This is a genomic window from Ruegeria sp. HKCCA4008 (genome assembly GCF_013033125.1).
GTDB lineage: Bacteria > Pseudomonadota > Alphaproteobacteria > Rhodobacterales > Rhodobacteraceae > Ruegeria.
The window spans coordinates 99,346-124,601 of record NZ_WQDM01000005.1 but is presented as its reverse complement, the minus strand read 5'-3'; the positions used below and the strand labels follow the sequence as shown (position 1 = coordinate 124,601).

At 60.1% G+C, this 25,256-nt stretch carries 23 protein-coding genes; 7 read left to right on the top strand and 16 right to left on the bottom strand.

Translation table 11 applies throughout. The features are described from left to right. Position 1: 1 nt before the first annotated feature. A complete protein-coding gene (gene ruvA / locus GOW60_RS12775) occupies positions 2-679 on the bottom strand; it encodes a Holliday junction branch migration protein RuvA (protein ID WP_171229582.1) in 678 nt (225 codons plus the stop codon). Continuing rightward, positions 676-1,173 (bottom strand): crossover junction endodeoxyribonuclease RuvC, encoded by a 498-nt coding sequence (ruvC, locus tag GOW60_RS12770; protein ID WP_171117483.1) that lies wholly within the window; start codon positions 1,171-1,173, stop codon positions 676-678. The genes ruvA and ruvC overlap by 4 nt, the downstream gene beginning before the upstream one ends. A 333-nt stretch (positions 1,174-1,506) precedes the next feature. On the opposite strand from ruvC, the gene GOW60_RS12765 reads away from it, so the two are divergent. Beyond that, positions 1,507-1,722, top strand: coding sequence for a DUF1127 domain-containing protein (locus GOW60_RS12765; protein WP_170344966.1), 216 nt, complete (start codon positions 1,507-1,509; stop codon positions 1,720-1,722). Positions 1,723-1,833: 111 nt separating this feature from the next. On the opposite strand, the gene GOW60_RS12760 is transcribed toward GOW60_RS12765, so the two are convergent. The 4 genes from GOW60_RS12760 to GOW60_RS12745 all read right to left on the bottom strand — a co-directional run bounded on the left by GOW60_RS12760 (position 1,834) and on the right by GOW60_RS12745 (position 6,732). After that, entirely contained in the window at positions 1,834-2,190 is a 357-nt protein-coding gene (locus GOW60_RS12760; protein WP_224857539.1) for a hypothetical protein, read from the bottom strand. An 89-nt stretch (positions 2,191-2,279) separates the two neighbouring features. Then, on the bottom strand, positions 2,280-3,158 hold the full coding sequence (locus GOW60_RS12755; RefSeq protein ID WP_171229581.1) for a 50S ribosomal protein L11 methyltransferase: 879 nt from the start codon (positions 3,156-3,158) through the stop codon (positions 2,280-2,282). Between the two features lie 66 nt (positions 3,159-3,224). Next, on the bottom strand, positions 3,225-4,457 hold the full coding sequence (locus GOW60_RS12750) for an MFS transporter (RefSeq protein WP_152457217.1): 1,233 nt from the start codon (positions 4,455-4,457) through the stop codon (positions 3,225-3,227). A gap of 79 nt (positions 4,458-4,536) precedes the next feature. Continuing rightward, entirely contained in the window at positions 4,537-6,732 is a 2,196-nt protein-coding gene (locus GOW60_RS12745; protein ID WP_171229580.1) for a primosomal protein N', read from the bottom strand. A gap of 88 nt (positions 6,733-6,820) precedes the next feature. Here GOW60_RS12745 and fsa point away from each other — a divergent pair, with 88 nt between their 5' ends. The 4 genes from fsa (at position 6,821) to GOW60_RS12725 (ending at position 10,059) form a co-directional block, all read left to right on the top strand. Further along, on the top strand, positions 6,821-7,474 hold the full coding sequence (fsa, locus tag GOW60_RS12740; protein WP_170613342.1) for a fructose-6-phosphate aldolase: 654 nt from the start codon (positions 6,821-6,823) through the stop codon (positions 7,472-7,474). Between the two features lie 196 nt (positions 7,475-7,670). Then, a complete protein-coding gene (locus GOW60_RS12735) occupies positions 7,671-8,378 on the top strand; it encodes a DUF484 family protein (RefSeq protein WP_152457214.1) in 708 nt (235 codons plus the stop codon). Beyond that, positions 8,375-9,295, top strand: a complete 921-nt coding sequence (locus GOW60_RS12730; protein ID WP_171229579.1) for a tyrosine recombinase XerC — start codon at positions 8,375-8,377, stop codon at positions 9,293-9,295. The genes GOW60_RS12735 and GOW60_RS12730 overlap by 4 nt, the downstream gene beginning before the upstream one ends. A 68-nt stretch (positions 9,296-9,363) precedes the next feature. After that, complete coding sequence (locus tag GOW60_RS12725; RefSeq protein ID WP_152457212.1) at positions 9,364-10,059, top strand: phosphatidylcholine/phosphatidylserine synthase; 696 nt, start codon at positions 9,364-9,366, stop codon at positions 10,057-10,059. 21 nt (positions 10,060-10,080) lie between these two features. On the opposite strand, the gene GOW60_RS12720 is transcribed toward GOW60_RS12725, so the two are convergent. Both GOW60_RS12720 and GOW60_RS12715 read right to left on the bottom strand, forming a co-directional pair. Further along, positions 10,081-10,548 carry a hypothetical protein gene (locus GOW60_RS12720; protein ID WP_171229578.1) on the bottom strand — a complete coding sequence of 156 codons (468 nt, stop codon included), beginning with the start codon at positions 10,546-10,548 and terminating at the stop codon, positions 10,081-10,083. Positions 10,549-10,624: 76 nt separating this feature from the next. Then, positions 10,625-11,080: a methylated-DNA--[protein]-cysteine S-methyltransferase gene (locus tag GOW60_RS12715; RefSeq protein WP_171229577.1), complete on the bottom strand. Its 456-nt coding sequence runs from the start codon at positions 11,078-11,080 to the stop codon at positions 10,625-10,627. Positions 11,081-11,214: 134 nt separating this feature from the next. On the opposite strand from GOW60_RS12715, the gene GOW60_RS12710 reads away from it, so the two are divergent. Next, entirely contained in the window at positions 11,215-13,173 is a 1,959-nt protein-coding gene (locus GOW60_RS12710) for a hypothetical protein (RefSeq protein ID WP_171229576.1), read from the top strand. 40 nt (positions 13,174-13,213) lie between these two features. On the opposite strand, the gene ileS is transcribed toward GOW60_RS12710, so the two are convergent. From ileS to GOW60_RS12680, 6 genes are all read right to left on the bottom strand, one after another. Further along, positions 13,214-16,126 carry an isoleucine--tRNA ligase gene (gene ileS / locus GOW60_RS12705; protein WP_171229575.1) on the bottom strand — a complete coding sequence of 971 codons (2,913 nt, stop codon included), beginning with the start codon at positions 16,124-16,126 and terminating at the stop codon, positions 13,214-13,216. 164 nt (positions 16,127-16,290) lie between these two features. Next, a complete protein-coding gene (locus GOW60_RS12700) occupies positions 16,291-18,999 on the bottom strand; it encodes a DUF2339 domain-containing protein (RefSeq protein ID WP_171229574.1) in 2,709 nt (902 codons plus the stop codon). A 178-nt stretch (positions 19,000-19,177) separates the two neighbouring features. After that, the gene (locus tag GOW60_RS12695) at positions 19,178-19,888 is read right to left on the bottom strand and encodes a VIT1/CCC1 transporter family protein (protein ID WP_171229573.1); all 711 of its coding nucleotides are present in this window, start codon (positions 19,886-19,888) and stop codon (positions 19,178-19,180) included. 60 nt (positions 19,889-19,948) lie between these two features. Beyond that, positions 19,949-20,938, bottom strand: coding sequence for a YcjF family protein (locus GOW60_RS12690; RefSeq protein WP_171229572.1), 990 nt, complete (start codon positions 20,936-20,938; stop codon positions 19,949-19,951). Continuing rightward, positions 20,931-21,386: a GNAT family N-acetyltransferase gene (locus GOW60_RS12685; RefSeq protein WP_171229571.1), complete on the bottom strand. Its 456-nt coding sequence runs from the start codon at positions 21,384-21,386 to the stop codon at positions 20,931-20,933. Before GOW60_RS12685 ends, GOW60_RS12690 begins: the two co-directional genes overlap by 8 nt. Further along, complete coding sequence (locus tag GOW60_RS12680; protein WP_171229570.1) at positions 21,383-22,798, bottom strand: YcjX family protein; 1,416 nt, start codon at positions 22,796-22,798, stop codon at positions 21,383-21,385. Before GOW60_RS12680 ends, GOW60_RS12685 begins: the two co-directional genes overlap by 4 nt. 107 nt (positions 22,799-22,905) lie before the next feature. Here GOW60_RS12680 and truA point away from each other — a divergent pair, with 107 nt between their 5' ends. After that, entirely contained in the window at positions 22,906-23,673 is a 768-nt protein-coding gene (gene truA, locus GOW60_RS12675) for a tRNA pseudouridine(38-40) synthase TruA (protein WP_171229569.1), read from the top strand. Between the two features lies 1 nt (position 23,674). On the opposite strand, the gene GOW60_RS12670 is transcribed toward truA, so the two are convergent. Together GOW60_RS12670 and GOW60_RS12665 are read right to left on the bottom strand one after the other, a co-directional pair. Continuing rightward, entirely contained in the window at positions 23,675-24,610 is a 936-nt protein-coding gene (locus GOW60_RS12670; protein ID WP_171229568.1) for a nickel/cobalt transporter, read from the bottom strand. Continuing rightward, entirely contained in the window at positions 24,595-25,242 is a 648-nt protein-coding gene (locus tag GOW60_RS12665; protein WP_152457200.1) for a DUF1007 family protein, read from the bottom strand. Before GOW60_RS12665 ends, GOW60_RS12670 begins: the two co-directional genes overlap by 16 nt. Between the last annotated feature and the right edge of the window lie 14 nt (positions 25,243-25,256).

Here is a 25,256-nt window from a genome sequence, read left to right as displayed (position 1 = left end):
TTCAGCCTTTCGGAGCCAGCAATTGCAGGGCGGCACGGATCAAACCCGCTTCGTCTGCATCCGGGTTGTTGGCGGCCGCCTCGGCAACCGCGGCTGCTGCATCCGACGGCCCATAACCCAGATTGGACAAGGCAGACAGCGCACCCGCTGATGCCGCAGCGGCCCCAGAGGCTGGTTTTGGCGTCCGCTTCGGAGCAGGTGCTGCCTCGACAGGCTCTACAACTTCGATCGAAGGGCCATCCATCGCATCAATCACCGTGCCACCCATGGCCATCACGCCCGGCGCCTTGTCCTTGAGGTCCAGAACGATCCGCTGCGCCGTTTTCGGGCCTACACCTTTCGCCGCCTTGACCGCCGCCCAATCTCCCAGTGCGATTGCGCGGCTGACACCGTCCGGCCCCAGCGCGCTGAGGATCGCCAGAGAGACTTTCGCTCCGACCCCCTGAACCGAGCACAAAAGGCGATGCCATTCCTTCTCGACCAGCGAAAGAAAGCCATAAAGCTGCATCAGGTCTTCGCGCACGACCATGTCCGTATAGATCGAAACCGCCTCGCCTACACCCGGCAGTGCAGCCATGGTCCGGTCAGAGCAATAGACGATGTATCCCACACCCCGGACATCGATCAGCACGTGATCTGCTGCGCGATAGTCCAGCCTTCCGGTGAGTTTTCCGATCATGCCCGCACCTCTTTCACACGCGCCTGTTGGGTCTTGCCGTAATAGGCATGGCAAATTGCAATCGCCAGAGCATCTGCTGCATCCGCGCCCTTGGGCTGACATCCGGGCAATTGCAGTTTGACCATGTGCAGCACCTGCTCCTTTTCCGCGTGCCCGACACCCACGACCGTTTTCTTGACCCGGTTCGGGGCGTATTCCCCCACCGGCAATCCGGCCTGTGCCAGCGTCAGCAAGGCCACGCCCCGCGCCTGACCCAGTTTGAGCGTACCTGCGCCATCCTTGTTCACAAAGGTCTGTTCGATGGCTGCCTGGTCCGGTTGGTGATCGGCGATGACTTCGACAATCTGGTTGTGGAGAGACAACAGCCGCTCACCCAGATCATCCCCATCCGACTTGCACAAACCGTTGGCCACGTGGCTCAGGCGGCTGCCATTTGATTCGATGACGCCCCACCCCAGGGTTCTAAGCCCCGGATCAATGCCCAGAATTCGCATGTTTTGCCTCGGCCTGCTCGGGTTCTGTGATCTTTTTTCAACGCCTAGCACGAAGCGTGAACATTTTCCAAGTGAATTGACCCAAGGCCTGAAAACGACACCCCTGTCCCATGGGCGACGCAACGCGCCATTTGCGACTTGAGAAAGTCTGAATTCGACACTTTTGTGAACGCGTTTTCACCAATTATTTAAGGGGATTATAGCCTTTTGGAGCATTGCAGGAAACGCATAGGACACATGCAAAAACTGAACTTGTGCAGGCGATTTGGCGGCACTAGATGCCGGGCAGATCGCAAGACTGCAAAATGAACACCAACCAGAAGGAAACAGGATATGGCTGCACTGGACACCACCCGCTTCGCCTCCACTGGCTCGTTCGGCCTCGTTGGCCGTATCGGCGCATTTTTCGTATCGGCCGTGAACGCCGCCGTCGAATGGAATGACGCCCGCGTTACCCGCAACGCGCTGACCGGTCTAAGCGATCGTGAACTGGAAGATATCGGCCTGTGCCGTGGCGACATCGACGCCATCGCCCAAGGTCGTCGGTAATACCGACCACCACTCGCATACGCCCCTTCCTCCTCCCTAGAGGGGCAAACAGAAACACCGCGCGCCCCGGGCACGCGGTGTTTTTTTCGAAAACTGACTCAGAACTGAGATTCAGTATAAAATCTTGTTGAGTTGCACGGCAATCGCCTGCGACACCGGGTCGATCTGCATCACCCAAGCACCTGCTTTTTCGACCGATGTGCCTTCGTTCAAACTGTCGATCCGATATTGGTATCCGGTCGGGCCAAGGCTGGACAAAAGAAACGCCTTGAACGCCACAACACTCAGAAGCGTAAGCAACAACACCCTGGCCGGCACTGCCGAGCTTACCCGCTGCGGCTTCATGACGACCAGGCCATCCTTGCGCATCGTCGCGCGATAGCCACGGCTCATCTTTTGATGTTTTTTGTTCAGGCGATTAACGCGCTGAGTGAACTCCAGTTGTTTACCCGTCATGGCAGCCTCCAAAAACCGCCCCCCTCGACTTCAGTCAGAAAACGGTAGAAAGAGATTACGACAAAAACGTGGCAAAATTCCACAAAACTCCTGCAAATGGCCTAGTTTGCGCCCTGTTTCATTAAGATTAGGGTCGTCCATTCACCAATCTCACCTCTATGGGCAAGATTGAACTCATTTTGAGAATAAACGGACACCACATCATCGGCCTGTTCGTTGAGGATCCCCGACAGGATTGCATACCCTCCGGGACGCAGATTCGCCGCGATTTCCGGTGAGAGGGCGACCAGAGGACCTTTGAGAATATTGGCAAAGATCAGGTCGTAGGGCGCGTGCGCTCTGAGATCGGGGTGGTCGAAACCTGCGGCCTCCACGCACCGCACGGCACCGGACATCCCGTTCGCCTTGAGGTTGGCTTCGGCCACGTCAACGGCCACTTCATCAATGTCGCTGGCAATGATGTCGCCGTCCCAAACCCGGGCTGCGGCCATGGCCAGAACGGCGGTGCCGCAGCCGATATCCGCCACTTTCGTCGCGGTGAACCCTTCATCCAGCAATCTGTCAAAAGCCTTGAGGCACCCCAAAGTCGTACCATGGTGGCCGGTGCCAAAGGCCATTGCGGCCTCGATCAGCAAAGGGATGCGGCCCTCGGGCAGCTTGTCGGCATCATGGCTTCCATAGACGAAGAAACGGCCCGCCTCGACGGGCGCAAGCTCGCGCCGGACATGCGCAACCCAGTCGGTTTCCGGCAGTTCTGAAACAACAAACGGTTTGGCCTCGAACGCCGCTGACAGAACCGCCAGTGCGGTCTCGTCGGGGGCTTCGGTGAAATATCCGCCGACCTCCCACAGGCCGGATCCGTCTTCGACTTCGAACACACCAACGCCGGTTGGCTCTGGCTCTAGACGTTCCATCGCCTCGCCCAGACCTTCGGCGGCCTTCTTACCTGTCAGCGTCGTCAGTGCGGTGAATGTGGGCATTGGGGCCTCCTGTCTCGATTGACACCGCGCCTAGGACGCCGCGCCGTCAAGGTCAAGCGCTGAGGCCTATTCCGCAGGGGCCGGAGCGTATTTGGTCAGGATGGTCTCGTTGCCGGGCTCGGGGTGACGCGGGATCAACAGGGACAACAGCAGCGAAACGATCGCCATCGCCGCGGCCAGGCCAAACACAGCGCCTGGCGACACGACCCAAAGCAGGCCAAGCAAAGCGGGCAAAAACACCGCCGCAATATGATTGATCGTAAAGGCCACCGCAGCGGTCGGCGCGATATCAGCAGGGTCGGCGATTTTCTGGAAATAGGTTTTCAATGCCAAAGCCAGCGCAAACAGCACGTGGTCGATCACATAAAGGATTGCCGCAAGCAGAACACCCCAGCCGAACCAATAGATGCCGCCATAGGCTGCGAACACGATGGCCAGACCGGTATATTCAAATATCAGCGTGCGCCGCTCACCGAACTTTGCCACCGCCTTTCCCAGCAATGGGGCGGCCATCATGTTGATCATCAGATTGATCAGATAAAGGCTGGTGAGCTCATGCACTTCAAAGCCGAATTTCTCGACCATCATGAACCCGGCAAAGACGACAAATATCTGCCGCCGCGCGCCTGCCATGAACTGCAATGCATAATACAGCCAATACCGGCGACGCAGGATCAGTTTCTTGGTCTGCGGCGTGGGCGCATCGAATTGCGGATAGGCAAACAGACAGAACAGGGCCAGCGCAGCCGTAACTCCACCCGACGCCATGAATACAAAGTTGTAGGACAGATCAAAGCGATCCCAGGTCAGTACGATCAGCCCATACACCACCATGGTCGCCGCCGATCCCATCGCAACCAGCCATCCCAGCACCTGCGGAGCACGATCCTTGGGCAGCCACTGCAATTGAAGCGACTGGTTCACGGTCTCGTAGTAATGGAACCCGATCGAGCTAAACAAGGTCACAAACAGCAACCCGCCCAGGCTGGGGAACCACGCGGTCACCGCCGTTGCGACACCAAGCATCATCAGCGAGATCATCGCCAGCACCTGCTCGCGAATGAAAATGATGACGGCAATCACGCCAACCGCCAGAAACCCCGGAATCTCGCGCACCGTATGCAGCAGACCGATATCCGCGCCATCAAAATTCGCCACCTCAATAACAAAGTTGTTCAGCAGCGCGCTCCATGCGTTGAACGCAATGGGCATGGTCAGCGCCATCATGAACAACAGCGTGATGGGGCGGCGCCAGAACGGCAGGCTCTGCGCCTCGGTAAGTGGCATGGGTTTCAGCATGAGACCCCTCTACGCCCATTTCGCAGCTTTGGCGAGAGGGAAGCGGTCTGCGCACAATCACCCTGCACAGATGCAGAGGTCAGTAAAAATTCTGTGGGTCGATATCGACGGTCAGGCGGATATCGCCCTTCAGACGCAATGGGGCGATCCAGCGGGCGATGGCATCTTGAATCGGCGCCCCTTTCGGGGCTTTCACCAACAAGCGCACTCTGTGACGGCCGCGTATACGCGCAATGGGTGCCGGCGCGGGGCCAAAGACCTGAGCACCGATGGCGCGCAGGGGCGCGTCGTTGCGGGCCATTGCATTGCCGATATCGAACACCGGCCCGACCTCGGGGCCCGACAACACGATCCCGGCCATGCGACCATAGGGCGGTACGCCTGCCGCCTGCCGACCCGCTGCCTCGGCTTTCCAGAACCCTTCCTCATCACCCGACAGGATGGCCCGGATCACCGGGTGTTCCGGTTGAAAGGTCTGCAAAAGCGCCTGCCCCGGCTTGTCCGCCCGCCCCGCGCGCCCGGCCACCTGCCGCATCAATTGAAACGTACGCTCAGCCGCGCGCAGGTCCGCGCCGTGCAATGACAGATCAGCATCAATCACACCGACCAGAGTGAGTTTGGGAAAGTTGTGGCCCTTGGCCACCAGCTGCGTACCGATGATAATGTCGGCATCCCCGGCGGCGATCTCTTCAATCTTGGCTTTCAAGGCCCGCGCCGAACCGAACAAATCAGAGCTCAGCATCGCGATGTTTGCCTCTGGGAAGGTCGCCTCGGCTTCTTCCGCCAACCGCTCAATCCCCGGCCCGACCGGGGCCAGCTTGCCTTCCACGCCGCAAGAGGGGCAGGCTTCGGGCATCGGCTTGGTTTCGCCGCATTGGTGGCACATCAATCGCTTGAGAAACCGATGCTCGACCATGCGTGCGTCGCACTGATCACAGGCGATCTGCTCACCGCAGGCCCGGCACAACGTGACCGGCGCATAGCCACGGCGGTTGATGAACAACAGCGATTGTTCACCTTTTTCAATCCGCTGCTGCACCGCTTGCCGCAAAGACGGAGAAACCCACGTTCCGGGCGTCATCTGTTCGGCCCGCATGTCGATGGGCTTCATCTCGGGCAATACCGCCGCTCCGAAGCGCGAGGTCAGGTCGAGCCGTTCATATTTGCCGGCCTCGGCATTGGCCCAACTTTCCAGCGAAGGTGTCGCACTGGCCAGAATCACCCGCGCACCACAGATCGCCGAGCGTAGAACCGCCATGTCGCGTGCGCTGTAGTGCACGCCGTCTTCCTGTTTGTAGGACGTGTCGTGTTCTTCATCGACGACCACAAGCCCCAGGTCTCGAAATGGCAGAAACAGCGCCGACCGGGCGCCCACGACCAGTTGCGCGTTGCCCTGCCCGACCATCCGCCAGACCCGCCGCCGTTCCGTCATGGTTGCACCGGAATGCCATTCCGCCGGACGCGCACCGAACCGGGCCTCGACCCGGGTCAGAAATTCTGCGGTCAGGGCAATCTCGGGCAGCAGAACCAAGGCCTGCCGTCCCATGCGCAGCGCCTCGGCCACAGCCTCCAAATAGACCTCGGTCTTACCGGAACCGGTAACGCCTTTCAGCAGCGTGGTGCCGTAATCGCCGGTCCGCTGCCCGGCCTGAAGCCGTTCGACCGCCGCTGCCTGATCCGCTGTCAGGTCTTTCCCGGGAAGGTCCGGATCAAGATGAGGATAAGGCAGGTCGCGCGGGCTGTCCTCTTCGCGCACGGCGCCTTGTTGGACCAACCCTTTGACGACAGACGACGTTACACCCGCCTGCTCGGCGAGTTCCTTCAAGGTAAAAGCCAGCCCGCCGTAGTCGCGCAATACCTCCAGAACCCGGGCCCGGGCATCGGTCATTCGGTCTGGTTGACCTTCACCCAACCGATAGACCTTGCGCATCGAGGGCGGATCACCCAAGCCCGGTGCCCGCGTGGCCAGACGCAGCATCGCGGGCATGGGTGTCAGAGTGTAATCGGCGACCTTTTCCAGAAACACCCGCATCTCTTCACGCATCGGTGCAACGTCAAGAACCCGGATCACCGAGCGCGCTTTGCTCAGGTCAAAGCCGCCCTGCCCCGGCCCCCAAACCACTCCCAGCACCTTGCGCGGGCCCAAAGGAACCTCGACAAAAGCGCCCAGAACGCACCCACCTTCGGGCGCCTTGTAATCCAGCGTCCGGTCCAGCGGCTGCGTTGTAAGCACCGCAACCAGCTCTCCTTGGTCGAAAAATCCGTTAGCGCTCACGGCATATCCTTCGCAGGGGGTTCCAGCAGGGGTCTCTTTGAGGTAAAGCCATCCGCGACCAAGGCCAACCCATCAAAGGACTGCCCTCATGAAATTCTTCGTAGACACCGCCGAGATCGACGCCATTGCCGAACTGAACGATCTGGGCATGGTGGACGGCGTAACCACCAACCCTTCGCTGATCCTGAAATCAGGTCGCGACATTCTGGAAGTGACCAAAGAGATATGTGATCTGGTCGATGGCCCGGTATCGGCCGAGGTTGTCGCCACCGAAGCTGACGACATGATCGCCGAAGGCCGCAAACTGGCCAAGATCGCGCCCAACATCGCCGTAAAAGTGCCACTGACATGGGCGGGATTGAAAACCTGCAAGACGCTGACTGACGAAGGCCAGATGGTCAACGTGACCCTGTGCTTCTCGACCAACCAAGCGATTCTGGCCGCCAAAGCAGGTGCAACCTTCATCTCGCCCTTCATCGGACGCCTTGACGATATCAACCTCGACGGCATGGACCTGATCGCAGACATCCGTCAGGTCTATGACAACTACGGGTTCGAGACCGAAATCCTTGCCGCATCGATCCGTACCGTCAACCACGTGACCGACAGCGCCCGCATCGGGGCCGATGTGATCACCGCACCGCCTGCCGTGATCAAGAAACTGGCCGACCATCCCTTGACGGACAAAGGCCTGGAAACCTTCCTCGCGGACTGGGCTAAAACCGGTCAGAAGATCCTCTGATCTCAGACCCGACCGCGCGGTGCCGAAAGGCGCCGCGCCCGGCCCAACGGCCAAATGCCTGATCTGTGATCAGGCATGGCGGGCGGGAACCCCTTGCCACAGCATGCAAGGAAATCCACCCTTGCGTGCATTTTTTCCAAGGCAAATCCGGTCCGGCATGTTATAAGCCGCGACAACAAAAAAAACCGGACGGGACATGAGCAGCACCCCCAAACTCGAGGATAACCTCCGCGCGGCGATTCTGGCCGAGCCGGATGTCGTGCTGGACGACAAAGACCTGATGCAGGCGCTTGTCGCAGCCAACGAGCAAGCGCGCGGCGACAACGTGATTGACCTGCGCGGCATTGCGATGCAACGGCTCGAGGCGCGACTGGATCGGCTGGAAGACACCCACCGTTCCGTCATTGCTGCGGCCTATGAAAACCTCGCGGGCACCAATCAGGTCCACCGCGCCATTCTGCGATTGCTGGAACCTGTCGAGTTCGAAGATTTCCTGCGCACGCTGGGTGCCGATGTGGCGGACATCCTGCGCGTCGACAGCGTTACGCTGGTTCTGGAAACAACCGTGGTTCAGAACGATCCCGCAATCGACACGTTGGGCGGGGTCCTGACGATCGCGGAACCCGGTTTCATCGACCGGTACCTGACCATTGATCGCGGCGGTCCTGCGCGGGATGTGATCTTGCGGGAAATCCATCAGCCGAGTCGGCGTATTTTCGGGTCACAGGCCGATCAGCTTCGTTCCGAGGCCTGCCTGAAGCTGGACCTCGGGGCCGGTCGTCTGCCTGGCATGATAGTCATGGCCGCCCGCGACCCGCGGCATTTCACACCGCAGCTGGGCACCGATCTTCTGGCCTTTTTTGCCGGCGTGTTCGAACGCTCGATGCGCCACTGGTTGTCGTGAGCCTGATCTCGCCTGCCTGCCGCGACGCGCTTCAGCATTGGCTGGACAGCCTGAGCGCACTGGCCGGACGATCCGAGAATACGCTAAACGCCTATCGTGGCGATGTCGTCGAGTTTCTGACGTTCATGACCCTGCATCACGCCGAACGGCATGGCCTGAAGGCGCTGGAACGGATCACAGTGTCGGATATGCGCGCCTGGATGGCGGATCAGCGCGGCGCGGACGTCAGCGCGCGGTCTTTGGCGCGCAAACTGTCGGCGGTCAAAAGCTTCTACCGTTGGCTGGCAGAGCGTGAGGGGTTCGAGCCCACCGCCGTTCTGTCCACCCGCGCGCCGAAATTCACCAAGAAACTGCCCCGGCCACTGGCCGAAGATGCAGCCCGCGCCATGATCGATATGGTGGAACTGCAATCCACATCCGACTGGGTCGCGGCGCGCGACGTCGCGGTTGTGACGCTGCTGTACGGATGCGGCCTGCGCATATCCGAGGCGCTGTCCCTGACCGGAGCGGACGCGCCCTTGCCCGCCACGCTGCGCATCGTCGGCAAAGGCGACAAAGAGCGGATCGTGCCGGTTCTTCCTGCCGCCCGCGAAGCGGTCGACGGATACCTGAAGTTGTGCCCCCATCCACAAGCACAGGACAAAGCCCTGTTTCGAGGCGTCCGTGGCGGGCCATTGAACCCACGTGCAATCCAAGGGGTTATGGCCAAGGCGCGTATGCAACTGGGCCTGCCCTCTACCGCAACGCCCCACGCGATGCGGCACAGCTTCGCCACCCACCTGCTGTCAGCCGGAGGCGACCTGCGTGCCATCCAAGAACTTCTTGGCCACGCCTCCTTGTCGACGACGCAGGCCTATACGGCAGTGGACACAGCGAGGTTGATGGAGGTTTACAACCACGCGCATCCCAAAGCCTGACTTGCGCATTACTTAGAAACCCAGGCTTTTGGTTTGCATCTCGGACGCGCATCAGTCATGACGCTCGCATGACACTCAGATTCAAAGCTCTTTCCGTTCATCTCTTTACTGCAACAGGCGCTGTTTTTGCCATGCTGGCCATGCTGGCCGCGGTCGAAGAGAAATGGAGCCTTATGTATCTTTGGCTTGTCGTGTCTTTCATTGTAGACGGTATCGATGGCCCGCTGGCGCGACATTATCACGTCAAGCACAACGCGCCCGAGTTCGACGGCGTTCTGCTGGATCTGATCATAGATTACCTGACCTATGTGTTCATCCCGGCCTTTGCCCTGTTCAAATCGGGGCTGATGGACGGCTGGACCGGATGGTTCGCGATCATCGTCATCACATTTGCCAGTGCGATGTATTTCGCGGATACACGCATGAAGACCAAGGACAATTCCTTTTCCGGTTTTCCTGGGTGCTGGAACATGTTCGTGATCGTGATCTTCGCGCTGGAACCGAATTTCTGGATCATCCTGCTGCTGGTCACCCTGCTGTCGCTGGCCATGTTTCTACCGCTGAAATTCGTTCATCCCGTCCGTACCGAGCGCTGGCGCAGCCTGACTTTGCCGATGGCGCTGGCATGGACGTTCTTCGCGGGTTGGGCCGCATGGGTCGATTTTCACCCCGAAAGCTGGGCCCATTGGGGGCTGGTCATCACCAGCCTGTACCTGACCTTCGCAGGCATCGCCCAACAGGTTGTTCCGCAGCGCCGCGCCTGACGCAGCGCTGCCCGTCCCGTTTTACAGAACGTCCTGAACCTCGAATTCGGTGCCGTTATGGGTAAAGACGTCGCCCTTTTGCAGACCTGCCATCGCCAGATATATCGGGCTTTGGGTTGAAATACCCATATAGGTCTTGCCATCCACTTCGAACCGCGTTGTTGAAACACACACAACAAATCTGCGGTTGTTGAACTTGATCACAGCTCCTGGCCTGACCCTGTCGGCAAGGCTGAAATCGGTATTTTCGATGACATCAATCTTTGCATGATGCGCATGGACCGGGGCATCAAAGGCAGCCGCCAGATCGGCGTTTTCCCGCGATGCGGCGATGTCATCCTTGTCGTGACCTTCCCGGTCGTCCAACTGGGCATCTTTCAAAAACGCATCGTAATGCGCCTGCGCCGTTGCAAGCTCTTGCGCTTCAAGCGACATCAACCGGTCGATAATGGCCTTCTTGCGGGCTGCACGGTCTTGTTCAGTGGTCATGCAATGCGGTCCTTCAAATTCAGCAACTGTTACAAGTTGTGTCTGCAAAAAGCGGATTGCAACCGAATTTCGACGCTCAGATCAAAAGACCTGCCGCCCGCTCATGCCGCAACAGGGAAACTTTCGTCTCAACACCACCGTCGCCCGAAAAACCGCCCAAGCCATTTGCGGCCAGTACCCGGTGGCAGGGAATGATCACGGGAATGGGGTTTGATCCGCAGGCTTGGCCAACCGGCTGGGCGGGTTGCCCCAGTTCTTTGGCGATATCGCCATAGGTGCGCGTTTCTCCAAGCGGGATGGCATAGATCAGGTCACAGACCTGCTTTTGAAACTCTGATCCGTCAATGCGATACGGCAGATCGAAACGGTCAAGCCGCCCTTGATCATAGGCCCTCAACTGGGCGGCGGCTTCGCGCAGCAGCGTAGTCGGCTCACCCTCGTCCCTGCCGTTCCAGACAAGCCGTGTAAGGGCTCCGTCTGTTTCTTCAACACCAAGTCGTCCGAACTGAGTTTCAACGGAAATCATCGCCATGGACCGACGGTTTCAGATCAAAGCGCCAAGCACAAGCGCGGGAATGTGCAAGACCACGCAAAACGTCATTTTTGGGCATTGGCGCCATTCGTGATACGCTCCTGCCGTTACTTAAAGAGATTTTGGAGAACGCAATGGGTCGCCATTTGATCCTCACGGTACATGGAATCGGTGAACAAAAACCCGGCGAAACCGTCGATCAGGTCGTTGGCGCAGCAACAACTTGGCTGGATGGAAACCCCAGACCACCGATCGAAGTCGAACGCGGCATGATCGAACTGGCCGAATCCACCTTCGACGGAAATCCAAGAAATGCAGAGCTGTTCGAAGTCAATCTGCGCACGGTGACTGACCCGGCTGTTCCTCAGGACAAGGCCCTGTTTGCCGAAGTTTATTGGGCTGATCGCTCTCCGGCCCCGAAAGGAGCGATCAAAACCGTGCTGGACCTGATTTGGGTCGTTCTGGCGTTGGGATATCTGGCGATGGACAATGTCGAGCAAACCCACATCCGCAAAGGCGTTGCCTCGGACCAGCCCAATGGCAGGAATACACTTGCGGCACAGCTGGTACATCTTTTCACATGGATCTTCTTCGGTGCGGTTGCGACGCTGAACGTCTTTTTGTTGATTGGTGCCGCAGCGGTCATGACCGACCGGATACCTGTCTCGGTTTTCCAGAACCCTGCCCTGTTGTTCTGGCTTCTGTTCGTGCTGTACGCCGGCGGGGCCATTGTCGGGCTAGGGCAAAGCCGATCGGCGCCGACCTATCTCAGGCGGGTCTTCTGGCGTGGAATGCTCGCAATGGGAACAGCACTGACTCTGTGCCTGGTCATTGGGCCGCTGGGCCTGAAATTGTGGGCATGCGTCCCTTCCGACACGGGAAATTGCCCGCCGGCCCTGGAGCAATTCGTGGCGTTTCAGGTTTTTCTGCTGTCCATTTTCTGGGCCACTCTTATCTTCCTGACACTCATTCTTTACGCGTTGTCCGCCTGGACGCTGCAGATCAATGACACACTTTCAGAGCACAGGCGGCTGTACCCCAGCATCTGTGCAGGCATGCTGGTTTTCTGGATGTTCTTCATTTCCGGCCTCTGGTTGACCATAGAGCAATTGCTGGAAACTGTTTCGGGCCTGTCCGGCGGTCAGCTGCAACGTCTTTTTGAAAGCAATTTGAACGAGTCCATCGAAACTCTCAGCGTGGCCTTTGTGGCCATCGTTCTGTTGGGGTTCGTTGGCGTCGGGCTTTTTGCAGGTCGCAAAACGTACAAGGCCAACCTTCACACCCGCAGCGGTCTGATCAGCCGGGCGATTGTAAACCGGCTGGCGCAGTGGGTCTTTCTGTTTGGTACAATCGTGCTGGTTCTGGTCACGATCCGAGAGATCGCAGCCAACCAGAGTTTTGAGGCCGCATGCAACGTGGGCATAGGTGAAACCAACCCGATCTCTTGGGCTTTGGACAGGTTGGCCTGTTCGCAAGGCGAGATCGGCCTGATCGTTCTTGGCGCAACTGCGTTGATGTACCGGTTTTCTGATTTTGTTTCCGCCGGGCTGGGCGTTGCACGGGATATCGTTACCTACGCCATTCGTGACAAATGCTATCTGGGAAAAGATCTGGAAACGCGACAACGCAACTATCCGGATCGCAAGGCGATAGACGAACGTTTCTATCGCACGTTGTACTATGTTCTCGATATCTTTCCAGCGGATCATATTACGGTGATATCCCATTCGCAGGGCACCGTGATTGCCACGCAGATGCTTGCTGACCCACGCGTCCAGAGACGCATCGGCGGGCGGACCCTGACACTCATCACGATGGGCTCTCCGGTCACCCATATCTATCAGCGCTATTTTCCCGAGATGTTCACCATCACGGCCAGTCAGTTGAACGCCGCGTGGTTCAACATCTTCCGGCAGGACGATTTTGTCGGAACCGAGATCGAGGGTGGGCTCATTTTTGCAAATCGAAACATCCCGGTCGATCCTGGCGGGCACACCGGTTACTTTACGGACTATCAGGTTTGGAAAGCACTGTCAGATCCTGCCATTGGCTTTGATCTGTTCAATCCAACACCGCAATCTGTGCAGACATAGCCCAAAATGCCCCCCGACTGAATTCGGGGGGCGCGTTGATTTATCCCAGCGCCTCATTGCAGCGCCCGCAGACGCCCGCATGGGTGTGGCGGCCCACATCAGGCAGGATTTTCCAGCAACGCTGACATTTCTCGCCTTCTGCTTTTTCGAATACGACGGCAACGCCTTCGATTTCCGGCACACGGAACGCCTCGGCCGGGGCGGGATCGCCGGTCACGGTCAGGCCCGAGGTGATGCACATGTCGTCCACGTCGAACGTGGCCAGCAGATCGCGGGTATCGCCATCCTCGACATGCACGATCGGTGCCGCCTCGAGGCTGGAGCCGATCACTTTGTCCTGACGCTGAACCTCCAGCGCGGCAGTCACGGCCCGGCGCACACGACGCACCTTGGCCATGTTGGCCTCAAGCTCGGCATCGCGCCAATCGGCGGGTGTGTCCGGAAAGTCCACCAGATGGACCGAACTGTCGTCGCCCGGGAACCGCTCCAGCCAGACCTCTTCCATGGTGAAGACCAGAACCGGGGCCAGCCAGGTGGTCAGACGGTGGAACAGGATATCCAGAACAGTGCGCGCGGCGCGGCGACGCAGGTTGTCGCCGTCGCAGTACAGCGCATCCTTGCGGACGTCGAAATAGAAAGAAGACAGGTCAACTGTCGCAAAGTTGAACACTGCGCTGAATACACCCTGGAAGTCGAACGCAGCATAGCCCTTGCGGACCTGCTCATCCAGCTCCGCCAGACGGCTCAGCACCCAGCGTTCCAGACGCGGCATATCCGCAGGGTCCACCCGGTCAGCTTCGGTGAAGTCCGCCAGCGAACCCAGCATGAACCGCATGGTATTACGCAGGCGACGATAGCTGTCGGCGGTGCCTTTCAGAATCTCCGGCCCGATCCGCTGATCGGCGGTGTAGTCGGTCTGCGCCACCCACAGGCGCAGGATATCGGCGCCGTATTGTTTGACGACCTCTTCCGGCACGATGGTGTTGCCCAGCGACTTGGACATCTTGTTGCCTTTGGCGTCCAGCGTGAAACCGTGGGTCACTACGTTGCGATAGGGCGCGCGGCCCTTGGTGCCGCAGGCTTGCAGCATGGACGAATGGAACCAGCCGCGGTGCTGGTCGGTGCCTTCCATGTAGACATCGGCAATGCCATCCTCGGTCCCGTCCTCGCGATCGCGCAGAACGAACGCGTGGGTGGAACCCGAGTCGAACCAAACATCCAGCACGTCAAAGACCTGTTCGTAGTCGTCCGGGTTGGCGATTCCGTCGAGGATCTTTTCCTTGAAGCCGTCGGTGTACCAAACATCCGCACCGTCCTTCTCGAACGCTGCCTTGATGCGGGCGTTGAGTTCGGCGTTGCGCAGCAGGTAATCCGCGTCGGTGGGCAGAGCGCCCTTTTTGGTGAAGCAGGTCAGCGGCACACCCCATGCACGCTGGCGCGACAGAACCCAATCCGGGCGCGCTTCGATCATCGAATACAGGCGGTTGCGGCCGGACTGCGGCGTCCACTTCACCAGCTCGTCAATCGACCGCAGGGCACGTTCGCGGATGGTGTCGCCCATCTCGCCCATACCGTCATCCAGTTTGCGGTCGACGGATGCGAACCACTGCGGCGTGTTGCGATAGATGATCGGCGCCTTCGAGCGCCACGAATGCGGATAGCTGTGCTTGATCTTGCCGCGCGCCAGCAGCCCGCCGACCTCGGCCAGCTTGTCGATGACGGCCTTGTTTGCGTCACCCTCGCCGCCCTTGCGGGACAGGATGTATTTGCCGCCAAAGAACGGCAGATCGGCTCGGAACGAGCCATCGTCCATCACGTTATAGGTGATGACCTGTTCCAGCATGCCCAGATCACGGTACAGCTCGAATTCCTCCATCCCGTGCGAGGGCGCGCAGTGGACGAAACCGGTGCCTTCGGTATCGGTCACGAAGTCAGCGGCGCGGAAATCGCGGATGTCGTCCCATTCGCCATTGCTGCCTTCGGCCCCGGCCAACGGGTGAAGCAGCTGCACGCTCTCCAATTCGTCGGCGGTCACGTCGCGTACACGGGTCCACTGATCGTCGTTCAGACGGGCACGGCCCAATACATCGGCGGCCAGGTTGTCGGCCAACAGGAACTTGTCGCCTAACTTGGCCCAGCATTCTTCCGGCGCGCCGGTGACTTCGTAGAGTCCATAGGAGATGTCTTTACCGTACACGACGGCCTTGTTCGACGGCATGGTCCACGGCGTCGTCGTCCAGATCACCACATAGGCATCATCAAGATCGCCCGCATTCACGACTTTGAACTTCACCCAGATGGTGAAGCTTTCCTTGTCGTGATACTCGACCTCGGCCTCGGCCAGGGCCGTCTTTTCGATGGGCGACCACATGACAGGCTTCGAGCCCTGATAGAGCGTGCCGTTCATGAGGAACTTCATGAATTCGTCCGCAATCACCGCCTCGGCGTGATAGTCCATGGTGATGTAGGGATCGGCCCAGTTTCCGGTGATGCCCAGACGCTTGAACTCTTCGCGCTGGATGTCGATCCAGCCTTCGGCGAACTTGCGGCATTCCTGACGGAAATCGACGATGTTCACCTCGTCCTTGTTCTTGCCCTTCTTGCGGTACTGTTCCTCGATCTTCCATTCGATCGGCAGGCCGTGGCAGTCCCAGCCCGGGACGTATCGCGCATCAAAGCCCATCATCTGATGGGATCGCACGATCATGTCCTTGATGGTCTTGTTAAGGGCGTGGCCGATATGCAGATGCCCATTTGCATAAGGAGGGCCATCGTGCAGGGTAAAGGGCGAGCGGCCCTTTTTCTCGCGCAGGCGGTCATAGACACCGATTGTCTCCCACCGTTCCAGCCATGCGGGTTCGCGCTTGGGCAGGCCGGCGCGCATGGGGAAATCGGTTTTGGGCAGGTTCAGCGTGTCTTTGTAGTCAGGTGTCTGGATCGTGTCGGCGCACATTTGGGGCGTCCTTTGGATGATCTGGTCGTCTATTGGATCGAAGCGGTCGGTGCGAAGTCTCAAACACCTTTGCCCGGCGTCTCAGGAGGTCAGAGCGCCGGGGATATAATTCGAATAATGATGGCCATCCGGTCATGCATGGCGCGCTTATATGACGCCTGCGCCTAATGGTCCAGAGGTTCTGCCCGCTGCGGCGAATGGCGCAGTTTCGCCCACCGGTTCAGCCACGCAAGACCGGCCAGCGCAAGGCCCAGCGCCGACAGTGAAAACACCCGGATCAGGCCGCCCAGACCGGCGATGTCGATCAGGAAGACCTTGGCCACCGCCAGCCCGATCACCGCCAGCCCGGCCTTGCGCATCAGGTCGGATCGGCGGGCAAGAGATTGATAGAACAGAGCGGCCCCGATCAGCAGCAGCACCAAAGTGTAGGTATACAGTTCCGGCTGGGTGACGCCGTTGCCTTCATACATCCCCGCCGCGCCCTGCCAGACGTGACGGATCGTCAAACCCAACCAAACTGCCGCCAACGTCCCTGCAACGGCAAAGCTTGCTTGCATGATCGGTTTCGGCATTTCCCGGATCCTCCAGGCCGATCCGCCGATGGCCAATGCGGGCAACAGATAGGCAACGGCCAGCGTATTCAAAACCGGCGGCCCAAGCACCGGATCGGCATTCGGATCAAACAAGGGGTTCTGGTCCGCCAATGCCAGCAACAGATAGAAAAGGCCGTGACCCGCAAAGAACAGAGCAAGCAGGTAGCGCAGATAGTTCAGTTTGCCACCCAGCCCGAACCTCTGCACCTGCGCGAACGCAAGCAAAAGCCAGATGACGGCCAACAGACCCAGGCCCCAATGGCTGTTGTCGGCGCCGCCCTCGCCGAAGCCTTCGAGCCAACGCAGCAGCAGCAAGGACAGCAGGATACCCGCTGTCGCCCAGGCCGCGCTTTCCAGCAGCAGCGCCGCCAGTGGGCGCTTCAACGGACGCAAAAGCCACCAGCCCACGACAAATCCCAATGTGGCCGCGCCATAGACCATCGCCATCTCAGGCACCGGAGCGGAATTGGCCCAGTCCAGTCCGGGATCAAGCACCAAACGCACCGTGACGGTAAAGACACCGGCCCAGATGAACCAGCTCATCGGCGGCAGGATGAACCTGCGGTCCAACGCGGCCGCAACCACAACGCTGGCGACCAAAGCTACCGTCAGCGCCGCCGAGCTGAGCACGATGACGCAGGCAAAGACCAGACACGACAGCATGGACAGGGTGGCCAGAGCCGCCCGCATCCGGTCATCGCCGTCGACGCGGGCAAAGCGTTCAGCCAGAACCACCATCAACACAGCCAGCGCAATCGCGTGGAGCGCCCAAGGATAAGCCCCGATCACCAATGCCGGATGCCAGCCGATTTCCAGCGCGATGGCCAGTACGGGTGCAAAAAGCGCGGCTCCTCCGGCCCAGACGGCGCGATACTGGCTTACCTTGAATGACCGCCACGCCATCAGGGCCGACATCAAACCCCCCAAAGCGACCAGCACAGTAACCACCATCGGATAGTCGGCCTCGGCCGTTTCCGCGTAAGTGCCCGCAAACCTGTCCAGAACCGCGCCATTCTCAAGCCCGTGAGAGGCGACAAAAACCACCAATCCAGCCGCAGGCAGGACGGTCAGGTCCCGAAGGGCCGGTGCATCCTTGGCCCATAGAAGCAGCGCCAGAACAAGGGCAGACAACAGGCTGATGCCCAACCAGAATTCAAGTTCTGTGTCCGCCCAATGCCAGGACAGGATCACCGTACTTGCCGCGATAGCCCCGGCAGCCAGTCGAGTTGGGAATTCCGGCCAGGGGCGGGCCTTTGGGCGTCGGATCATCTCAGTCAGCATGGGGCCCGCGTGATTTGGCCAAATGCGCCGCACCGGAATGGCGGTTGCCAAAAGCGCCAGCACCGTTGCCGCGATCAGGTATCCCGATTCCGTACTCGGCGCGCCCATCACCAGAAGCAGGTTCGCCGCATAGGCCCCGAGCAGTGTCAGGACCGAGATCCATGCCCAGCGCCGTACCGTGTCGATACCCAGACCCAAGACGGCGACCAGCAGGAAATACGCGTAAAGCCACGACGGATCATCGGACGCGCCTCCGACCAGGAAAGGCGCCGCGAAGGCACCGATCAGACCGACCGCAGCCAGCAGCGGACCATGGAACCACCCCAGAACAAGGCCCACCAGCGCGACAACGACCATCCCTGCCAGTGCCGTTTCGGCACCGATCAGGTTGTACAGCTGGCGCGCGGACAGAATCGCCCCGAACAAAGTGACAAGCCCTGCACCGGAAAAGACCGAGGGCAGATAGGCGGTTGCCACCGCTTCGTCATCACCGAATTTGCGGCGCAGGATTTCTCCTCCGAGGATCAGAACCGTGCCGAAACCCAGGGCAGCGACGACACGGGCCGCCGGCGGCAGCAAACCGTTTTCGACGCCGTATTGCACGAGGAAAATACCGGCCAGCGCCAGAGACAGGGCCGAAACCACATAAAACCAGTTCTCGCGCAGCCACGCGCCCAAAGCCGCAAACCTGTCATGGCGAAACACGACAGCCGGAGAAGAAACCTCTGCATCCTGAGCGTCGGCACTGTTGTCTTCCTGCCGTTTTGGAGCCAACCAGGGTGCTGGCCTGCGCGGCTTCTCTTCAGCAGCAGGTTGTGGTGCACGCGTTTCCTGTTCCGGTTGCGGCAGGACGGTCGCATCGCCTGAGGCCAAGGCGTCGATTTGCGCTTCCAGCTGCTCTACCCGGCGACGCAATCGGGAATGCCCGACCAAAAGAGCGATCAATGTCACAGGGATGGCCAGAACTATCAGGCCAACAAGAACAAGCAGCGATTCCAACCGAGTCTCCGATCCTTTTGGAAGTCAGGCTATCTTGAGCCGTCCGAAAGTGACAGTCAGGAAAGCTGTGATCCGATCTAAAGCACCGAAATCGCCGGACGCGCGATCGTCGGCCTGAAAAGGTCCGGGGTCTGCGGTAAGACCTACCGCAACAACCGTCATCCCAGCGCCGCAAGATTCATGGGTGGAACAGGGACCCGACGAGATACGCGATCAGCGCGGCCAGCCCGCCGATCAAAAACGTCTCGATCCCCGACCGCCACCAGGGGGCCAGTGACCACCGGCTTTTGAGCGCGCCAATCGCAAAAAAGACAGCCATGGTCATCCAGGCCGAGATCGCAAACGCGTTCGGCACGGACGCCAGAAACGGCAGTAATGGGATCATCCCCGCCACCAGAAACGCGAAGAAGGTGGCCACAGCCGCTTTCATTGGATGCGGGTCGACACTGCCCAGACCATATTCACCCTCGATCATCAGGTTGATCCAGTTTTCGTTGCTCGAGGTGATCTCTGCCGTGGCATCGATCAGAATGTCGCCAGACAGCCCTTTTTGCGCAAGGATCTCTCGCACTTCTTCGCGCTCACCATCCGGGTACAACGCAATGTGGCGTTCCTCGACCGCGCGGATGCGGCGAATGTTGTCCAGCTCGGCCTTGGTGCCCGAATAATTGCCCGCCGCCATCGAAAATCCGTCAGCCAGAACATTCGCCAGGCCAAGCGCCACGATAACGAAAGGGGAAAGACCTGCCCCTGCAACGCCTGCCACAATGGCAAATGTGGTGACGGACCCGTCGATGCCGCCATAGACGACATCGCGCAACACGCCGCGGCCGGGCGGCGCGTTGATCCGTTCGGCGATTTCCTGCGGGCTGTGACCGTGATCCGTCATGGCTGGCTCCTTTGACACATTCAGTGTGCCGAAGCGCAGGCCGGGGCGCCTTGCTTTGGATCAACCCTTGGAAAACAGGCCCTGCAAGGCGCGCTTGATGATGCCCCGCGTCGAAGGTTTGTGCCTGTCCGAGAAGGGCAACGGGCGGCACACCTCCATCGCGGCCACACCCACACGAGCGCTGAGGGCCCCGTTGACCAGACCCTCGCCGAACCGGCGTGACAGTTTGCTCAGAACCGAACCGCCCAGGACAGGCTCCAGCAGATCATCGCCGACTGCAACCGCCCCTGTCGCCACCAGATGCACAAATACACTGCGGGTCAGACGCCAGCCGCCCAACGTACCCGCGCGCCCGCCATAGATTTCGGCAACCCGGCGGATCATCCGCAATGACGCGGCCAGCGCGGTTATCACATCCGCAAGCGCCAATGGCACCAATGCGGTCACGGTAGCAACTTGCCGGGCCGCGGCCTCGACCTCGCGGCTGGCGGCTTCGTCCAGAGGCGCCAACAGCTCAACTTCGGCAAGTTCCAGCAGAGCTGACGCATCGAACTGATCCGCCATCCGCTCGGTCAATCGTTCGCGGCCCCAGCGCGTGTCTTCCCGGCCTTTGTAGAATGCGATGATACGATTGGTGACTGCGCGGGCCTGAGCCAGATCGTCCTCTGCCAACGCGGCATCTGCGGCCCGGCGCAGGCCATCCACACGGGACAATCGCCCCAATGCGGCCAGTTCACGGATTGCGATTATAAGCGCCACAAGAACCAGCGCGGCGATCAACCCGGTTACGATCCAACCCAAAACAGGTGTTCGCGCCACCAGCGAAGTTGCAAAATCCCACGCGGCCACCGACACGGCCGCCCCGATCACCGCCAGAGCAAGCCCCCAGAACCAGCGTGCCAGAGCCGATGGTCTGCGCGCCGCCAGCCGCGCCGCGCCTTGCATCGCCTGCCCTTGTGGTTGCGCGATGTCCGGCACCGGCGGGGCCTTGGCGACATCGGCAGGGGGGTCATCCGTTTCAAGATCGATCAAAACCGGGCCTTTAGCCATCGATCACATCCTCGCTGCGCCAGACAAACCGTATGTCCGGCAGGTTTTCGTCGTTGTCCGCCCCATCGCTGCGGGCCACCTCGGCAAAGCCGTTACGTTCATAAAACCGGCAGGCTCGGGCATTGTTCTGAAACGCGTACAAGCTCAGCTCTGAGCGGGCCGATTTGGCGTGATCCAGCAATTGCCGACCAATCCCGCAGCCCCGAACCGAAGCATCCAGATAAAGCGAATGGATTTCACGACCGTCGAGCGCCAAAAAGCCAACAACGCCGGCCTCAGTTTCGGCCACGGTCACCCATTCCAGATCAATCATTCGACCACAGAAAGCGATCGTCTCGGCGCAGCTGTGCAATTCAGGCATCCAGTCGTTTTCCAAGGCGAAACCGTGCAGGATCGACCCGATGGTGCCCGCATCCGTCGAGCGCGCGCGGCGCAGAATTATCGTCACAACCGATCTCCGATCAAGAACTGTGCCGCTCTGTCCAGCCGGATATGCGGCGGGCCATCACCGGGTTTCAGCGACAGCTTCGCCGGGGCAAAGGCCATGAAGCCGTAATCTTCGCCCAACCACGCATCAGCCCCGTTTCTGGCCGGACCCAACAGATGCGCTGGATCCTCGGGCAATTCTCCCGGGTAGAAGGCGGCCTGTTTGCCGCTCTCCAACAGGGTACCCCGAACGCATGGCAAGTCTGTCCCGTCGTGGTGGCGCAGTTCTTCGGTCGTGGCACGCAGCGAAGCCAGAGACAGGGCCTCGGTCCGGGCTCCGGCGAAATTCGCCCGATCACGCGCCTCACGCGTCAACGCCTCGATAATCGCGGTCAGGCGGGGATGCTGCATGTGGTGCAGGTGGTCCGCTTTTGTCGCCGCAAAAAGGATGCGCTCAACCCTTTTGCCCAACAGCAATTGGCCGAGCCACGCATTTCGGCCGGGGCGAAAGGCCGACAGGATACCAGCCATGGCGCGGCGCATATCCTCGACCGCCTGAGGACCTTTGTGAATAGCGCCCAGCGCATCGACCAGAACCACCTGCCGGTCGATGCGCGAGAAATGATCGCGAAAAAACGGTTTCACGACCTGGGCTTTATAGGCTTCGTATCGCCGTTCCATCTCGCGTTGAAGCGTTCTGCGCCGCGACGGGCCAGACACCACCAACGGCGCAAAGGTCAGAACCGGAGATCCGGCCAGGTCCCCCGGCAGCAGGAACCGCCCGGGGGTACAGTCGTAATACCCCGCGTCACGCGCCTGATTGAGATAGGTCGTGAACGACGATGCCAGCGCCTGCGCGGTCGGCTCGTCATGCGCGCCGGACGGGTTTGCGGCATGGGCCTGCCCCAAATACTCGGCGGCCTCCGAGCGGGCCTCGATACGTTCCAGTGTTTCCCGAGACCAGTCTGCAAAAGACCTGTCCAGCAGGGCCAGATCCAAAAGCCATTCGCCGGGGTAATCGACGATGTCCAGATGAACGGTGCGCGGTCCCTGCAAGCCGGCAAGCAAGCCGGCTGGACGGGCTTTGAAGGACAGGCGCAGTTCTGACACCGCGCGTGTGCTGTCCGGCCAGTGCGGTGTCGGACCCGTCAGGGCGGACAGGTGCGTTTCATAATCGAACCGGGGCACGGTGTCATCCGGCTGCGGTTGCAGATAGGCGGCATTGATCCGACCTTCCTGCTGCGCAACCAGCCCGGTCATGCGCCCCCGATCCAGCAGGTTCGCCACCAGCGAGGTGATGAAAACCGTCTTGCCCGACCGCGCCAACCCGGTGACACCCAGGCGGATGACAGGCTCAAAAAACGTCTCGGAGACGCTGTCGCCGATGGTTTCGACGCCGCGCACAAGACTGTCTGCCAGTGATGAGATGACCAATCCGTCGCCCCGCAATTATCGTTTCACCCAAGATAGGTAGCGGGTACCGCACATACCAGCGCTTTCGCCCCCTTGCCCGTTCCCGCGCCGCGCTGTACCAGCGGCACATGCCCAGATACGCGTTGAAAGTCGAATACCAGGGGGAACCGTTTGCCGGATGGCAGCGGCAAAAGGATCAGCCGTCGGTACAAGGTGCCATCGAAGAGGCCCTGTCCCGTATCCAGCCGGGTGCGCATACGATTGCAGCCGCGGGGCGCACCGACGCCGGCGTTCACGCGTTGGGTCAGGTTGCTCATTGCGACATGGCCAAGGAATGGGACCCGTTCCGCCTGTCCGAGGCGCTGAACTATCACCTCAAACCGCAGCCGGTGGCGATCGTGGACGCCGTGCGCGTGACCGACGATTGGCACGCGCGGTTTTCGGCGGTCGAACGGCAATACCTGTTCCGCATCCTGATGAGGCGCGCGCCTGCAACCCATGACAAAGGGCAGGTTTGGCAGATCAATCATCCGCTGGATGTCGAGGCCATGCAGGAAGCGGCGAACATGCTGCTGGGTCGCCATGATTTCACGACCTTCAGGTCGTCGATTTGCCAAGCGGCCAGCCCGGTCAAAACTCTGGATGAGTTGCGGGTTGAACAGGTTCAGGGCTTTTCCGGCCCCGAAGTTCATTTCCACGTAAAGGCTCGGTCATTCCTGCACAATCAGGTGCGCAGTTTCGTCGGAACGCTGGAACGCGTGGGCGCCGGAGCGTGGACCCCGGAAGAGGTGCGCGAGGCGCTGGAAGCTGCCGACCGTGCAGCCTGCGGGCCAGTATGCCCGCCGCAGGGGTTGTATCTGGCGCGGGTCGGATATCCGGAACCGGTGTTCGACTGACCTAAATCGCACGCAGCAGCAAACCACTTGCGATCACGGCAATGATCAGCCCGGCCACCAGTTCGATGGTTGGGGCCAGCACCGATGCGAACCGAGTGGCCGAGGCTGAGGCCAGCAGACCTCCGCGAAGGCCAAAGGACGTCCATCCCACCAATGTCGTCACCAATGCCGTGCCCAATGCCATGGCAAAAGCCCCGGCGATACCGACCATCGCGATGCCCATCTGCCACGTCAGAATCAGCACGAACAAAGCCCCTGTGCACGGTCGTGCCGCGATGCCCGCAATCAGTATCAGGGCCTCGCGCAGTGAACCCACATTTGCAACTTCTTGCGCAGTCGGGCCATGGCGGTGGCCGCAATCTGAACAGACTTCTCCATCGTGGTGAGGGTGATGCGAGTGATCGTTTTCATGATGATGGTGCTCATGGGGCGACGTGGTATTCCGTCTCTTTGCAAAACTGCGCAAGGACCGGGCCACCAGCCAAAGACCGATAAGTGCGATCGCTCCGTAGCTTATCGGAGCCATGACCTGTTCCGTCGTTCCAACAAGGCTTTCACGGGACATCTGGAACACCAGCACCCCGGCATAGACCAAGACGACGGCCGTCACCGCCTGCCCCAGACTTGACAATACACTGATCGCCGACAACCGCCAGAAGGCGACACGCCGACCCAAACCGTAACCCCCGATCAGGACCTTTCCGTGGCCGGGGCCGATGGCATGAAAGAACCCGTAGGCGAAACAGACTGTCAACAGCGTTGCCACCGCCTCGGGTTGCTCGGCGCGCGCGGCACGCAAGGATCGGGCGATCTGGTTCTGGAATTCTCGTTGCTCCCCCGCAGCCCAGGCCGCAAGACTGTCAAAGCCTCCGCTGCCCCAAAACCAGAGCAGCAGTACAATCGCCAGGCCGACAGGCAGGATCAGGTAGCGGGACATGAAACGCGGATCTCGGTCGCAAAACGTTCACCGACCAGAGGGATGTCATTTTCCTCGAGGTCATAGTCGGCGTCCAGGGTCAGCAGAAAGGCCTGCATCTGGGCCAGTTCGCCGTCGATATCCGGGTCAAACCGGTCAATCTGGCACGCGGCGGGGCCCGTCACGGTCACGGGCCGCGTCACCTCGTAGGCGGTATAAAACGTCTCATCAAACGCTTTCGCAGACAGCGCCGCGGCCGCGACGGAACCGGCCTCCACCGCCCTGAGATGCGTGGTGACAACGCGCCCGTCTTCAACTGTCGCCTGCGCCTCCATCGGGCCCGACAGCGCGACGTGGTTTCCGTCTGCGGTAACGACAAGATCGCCGTTATATCCTTCCACCCACTGCGTATCGAACCCGGTCAGGAACCGTTCTTCGCTTTCCGTCAGAACGCCGTCAGCATCCTGATCCAGCTTCATGTCTTCCAGAACCAGCAACGAGTAGAATTCGTCATACGCCCAGGTCACGCGAACATGGGTCAGTTGACCAGCGTCATCCACGATGAACTCCAGCCCGGTATCAATGAAGACATGCGGGTGGGCGTTGGCCTGCATCGGCAAACAAAGGATCATAGTGGTTATAAGGTAACGCATAGGCGCAAGATAGG

Coding starts and splice junctions, on each gene's coding strand:
- ruvA (WP_171229582.1), bottom strand. CDS start 679: ATGATCGGAAAACTCACCGGAAGGCTGGACTATCGCGCAGCAGATCAC.
- GOW60_RS12670 (WP_171229568.1), bottom strand. CDS start 24,610: ATGTCCCGCTACCTGATCCTGCCTGTCGGCCTGGCGATTGTACTGCTG.
- GOW60_RS12695 (WP_171229573.1), bottom strand. CDS start 19,888: ATGACGGATCACGGTCACAGCCCGCAGGAAATCGCCGAACGGATCAAC.
- GOW60_RS12690 (WP_171229572.1), bottom strand. CDS start 20,938: ATGGCTAAAGGCCCGGTTTTGATCGATCTTGAAACGGATGACCCCCCT.
- ruvC (WP_171117483.1), bottom strand. CDS start 1,173: ATGCGAATTCTGGGCATTGATCCGGGGCTTAGAACCCTGGGGTGGGGC.
- truA (WP_171229569.1), top strand. CDS start 22,906: ATGCCCAGATACGCGTTGAAAGTCGAATACCAGGGGGAACCGTTTGCC.
- GOW60_RS12710 (WP_171229576.1), top strand. CDS start 11,215: ATGGGTCGCCATTTGATCCTCACGGTACATGGAATCGGTGAACAAAAA.
- fsa (WP_170613342.1), top strand. CDS start 6,821: ATGAAATTCTTCGTAGACACCGCCGAGATCGACGCCATTGCCGAACTG.
- GOW60_RS12755 (WP_171229581.1), bottom strand. CDS start 3,158: ATGCCCACATTCACCGCACTGACGACGCTGACAGGTAAGAAGGCCGCC.
- GOW60_RS12715 (WP_171229577.1), bottom strand. CDS start 11,080: ATGGCGATGATTTCCGTTGAAACTCAGTTCGGACGACTTGGTGTTGAA.
- GOW60_RS12665 (WP_152457200.1), bottom strand. CDS start 25,242: ATGCGTTACCTTATAACCACTATGATCCTTTGTTTGCCGATGCAGGCC.
- GOW60_RS12720 (WP_171229578.1), bottom strand. CDS start 10,548: ATGACCACTGAACAAGACCGTGCAGCCCGCAAGAAGGCCATTATCGAC.
- ileS (WP_171229575.1), bottom strand. CDS start 16,126: ATGTGCGCCGACACGATCCAGACACCTGACTACAAAGACACGCTGAAC.
- GOW60_RS12765 (WP_170344966.1), top strand. CDS start 1,507: ATGGCTGCACTGGACACCACCCGCTTCGCCTCCACTGGCTCGTTCGGC.
- GOW60_RS12750 (WP_152457217.1), bottom strand. CDS start 4,457: ATGCTGAAACCCATGCCACTTACCGAGGCGCAGAGCCTGCCGTTCTGG.
- GOW60_RS12735 (WP_152457214.1), top strand. CDS start 7,671: ATGAGCAGCACCCCCAAACTCGAGGATAACCTCCGCGCGGCGATTCTG.
- GOW60_RS12725 (WP_152457212.1), top strand. CDS start 9,364: ATGACACTCAGATTCAAAGCTCTTTCCGTTCATCTCTTTACTGCAACA.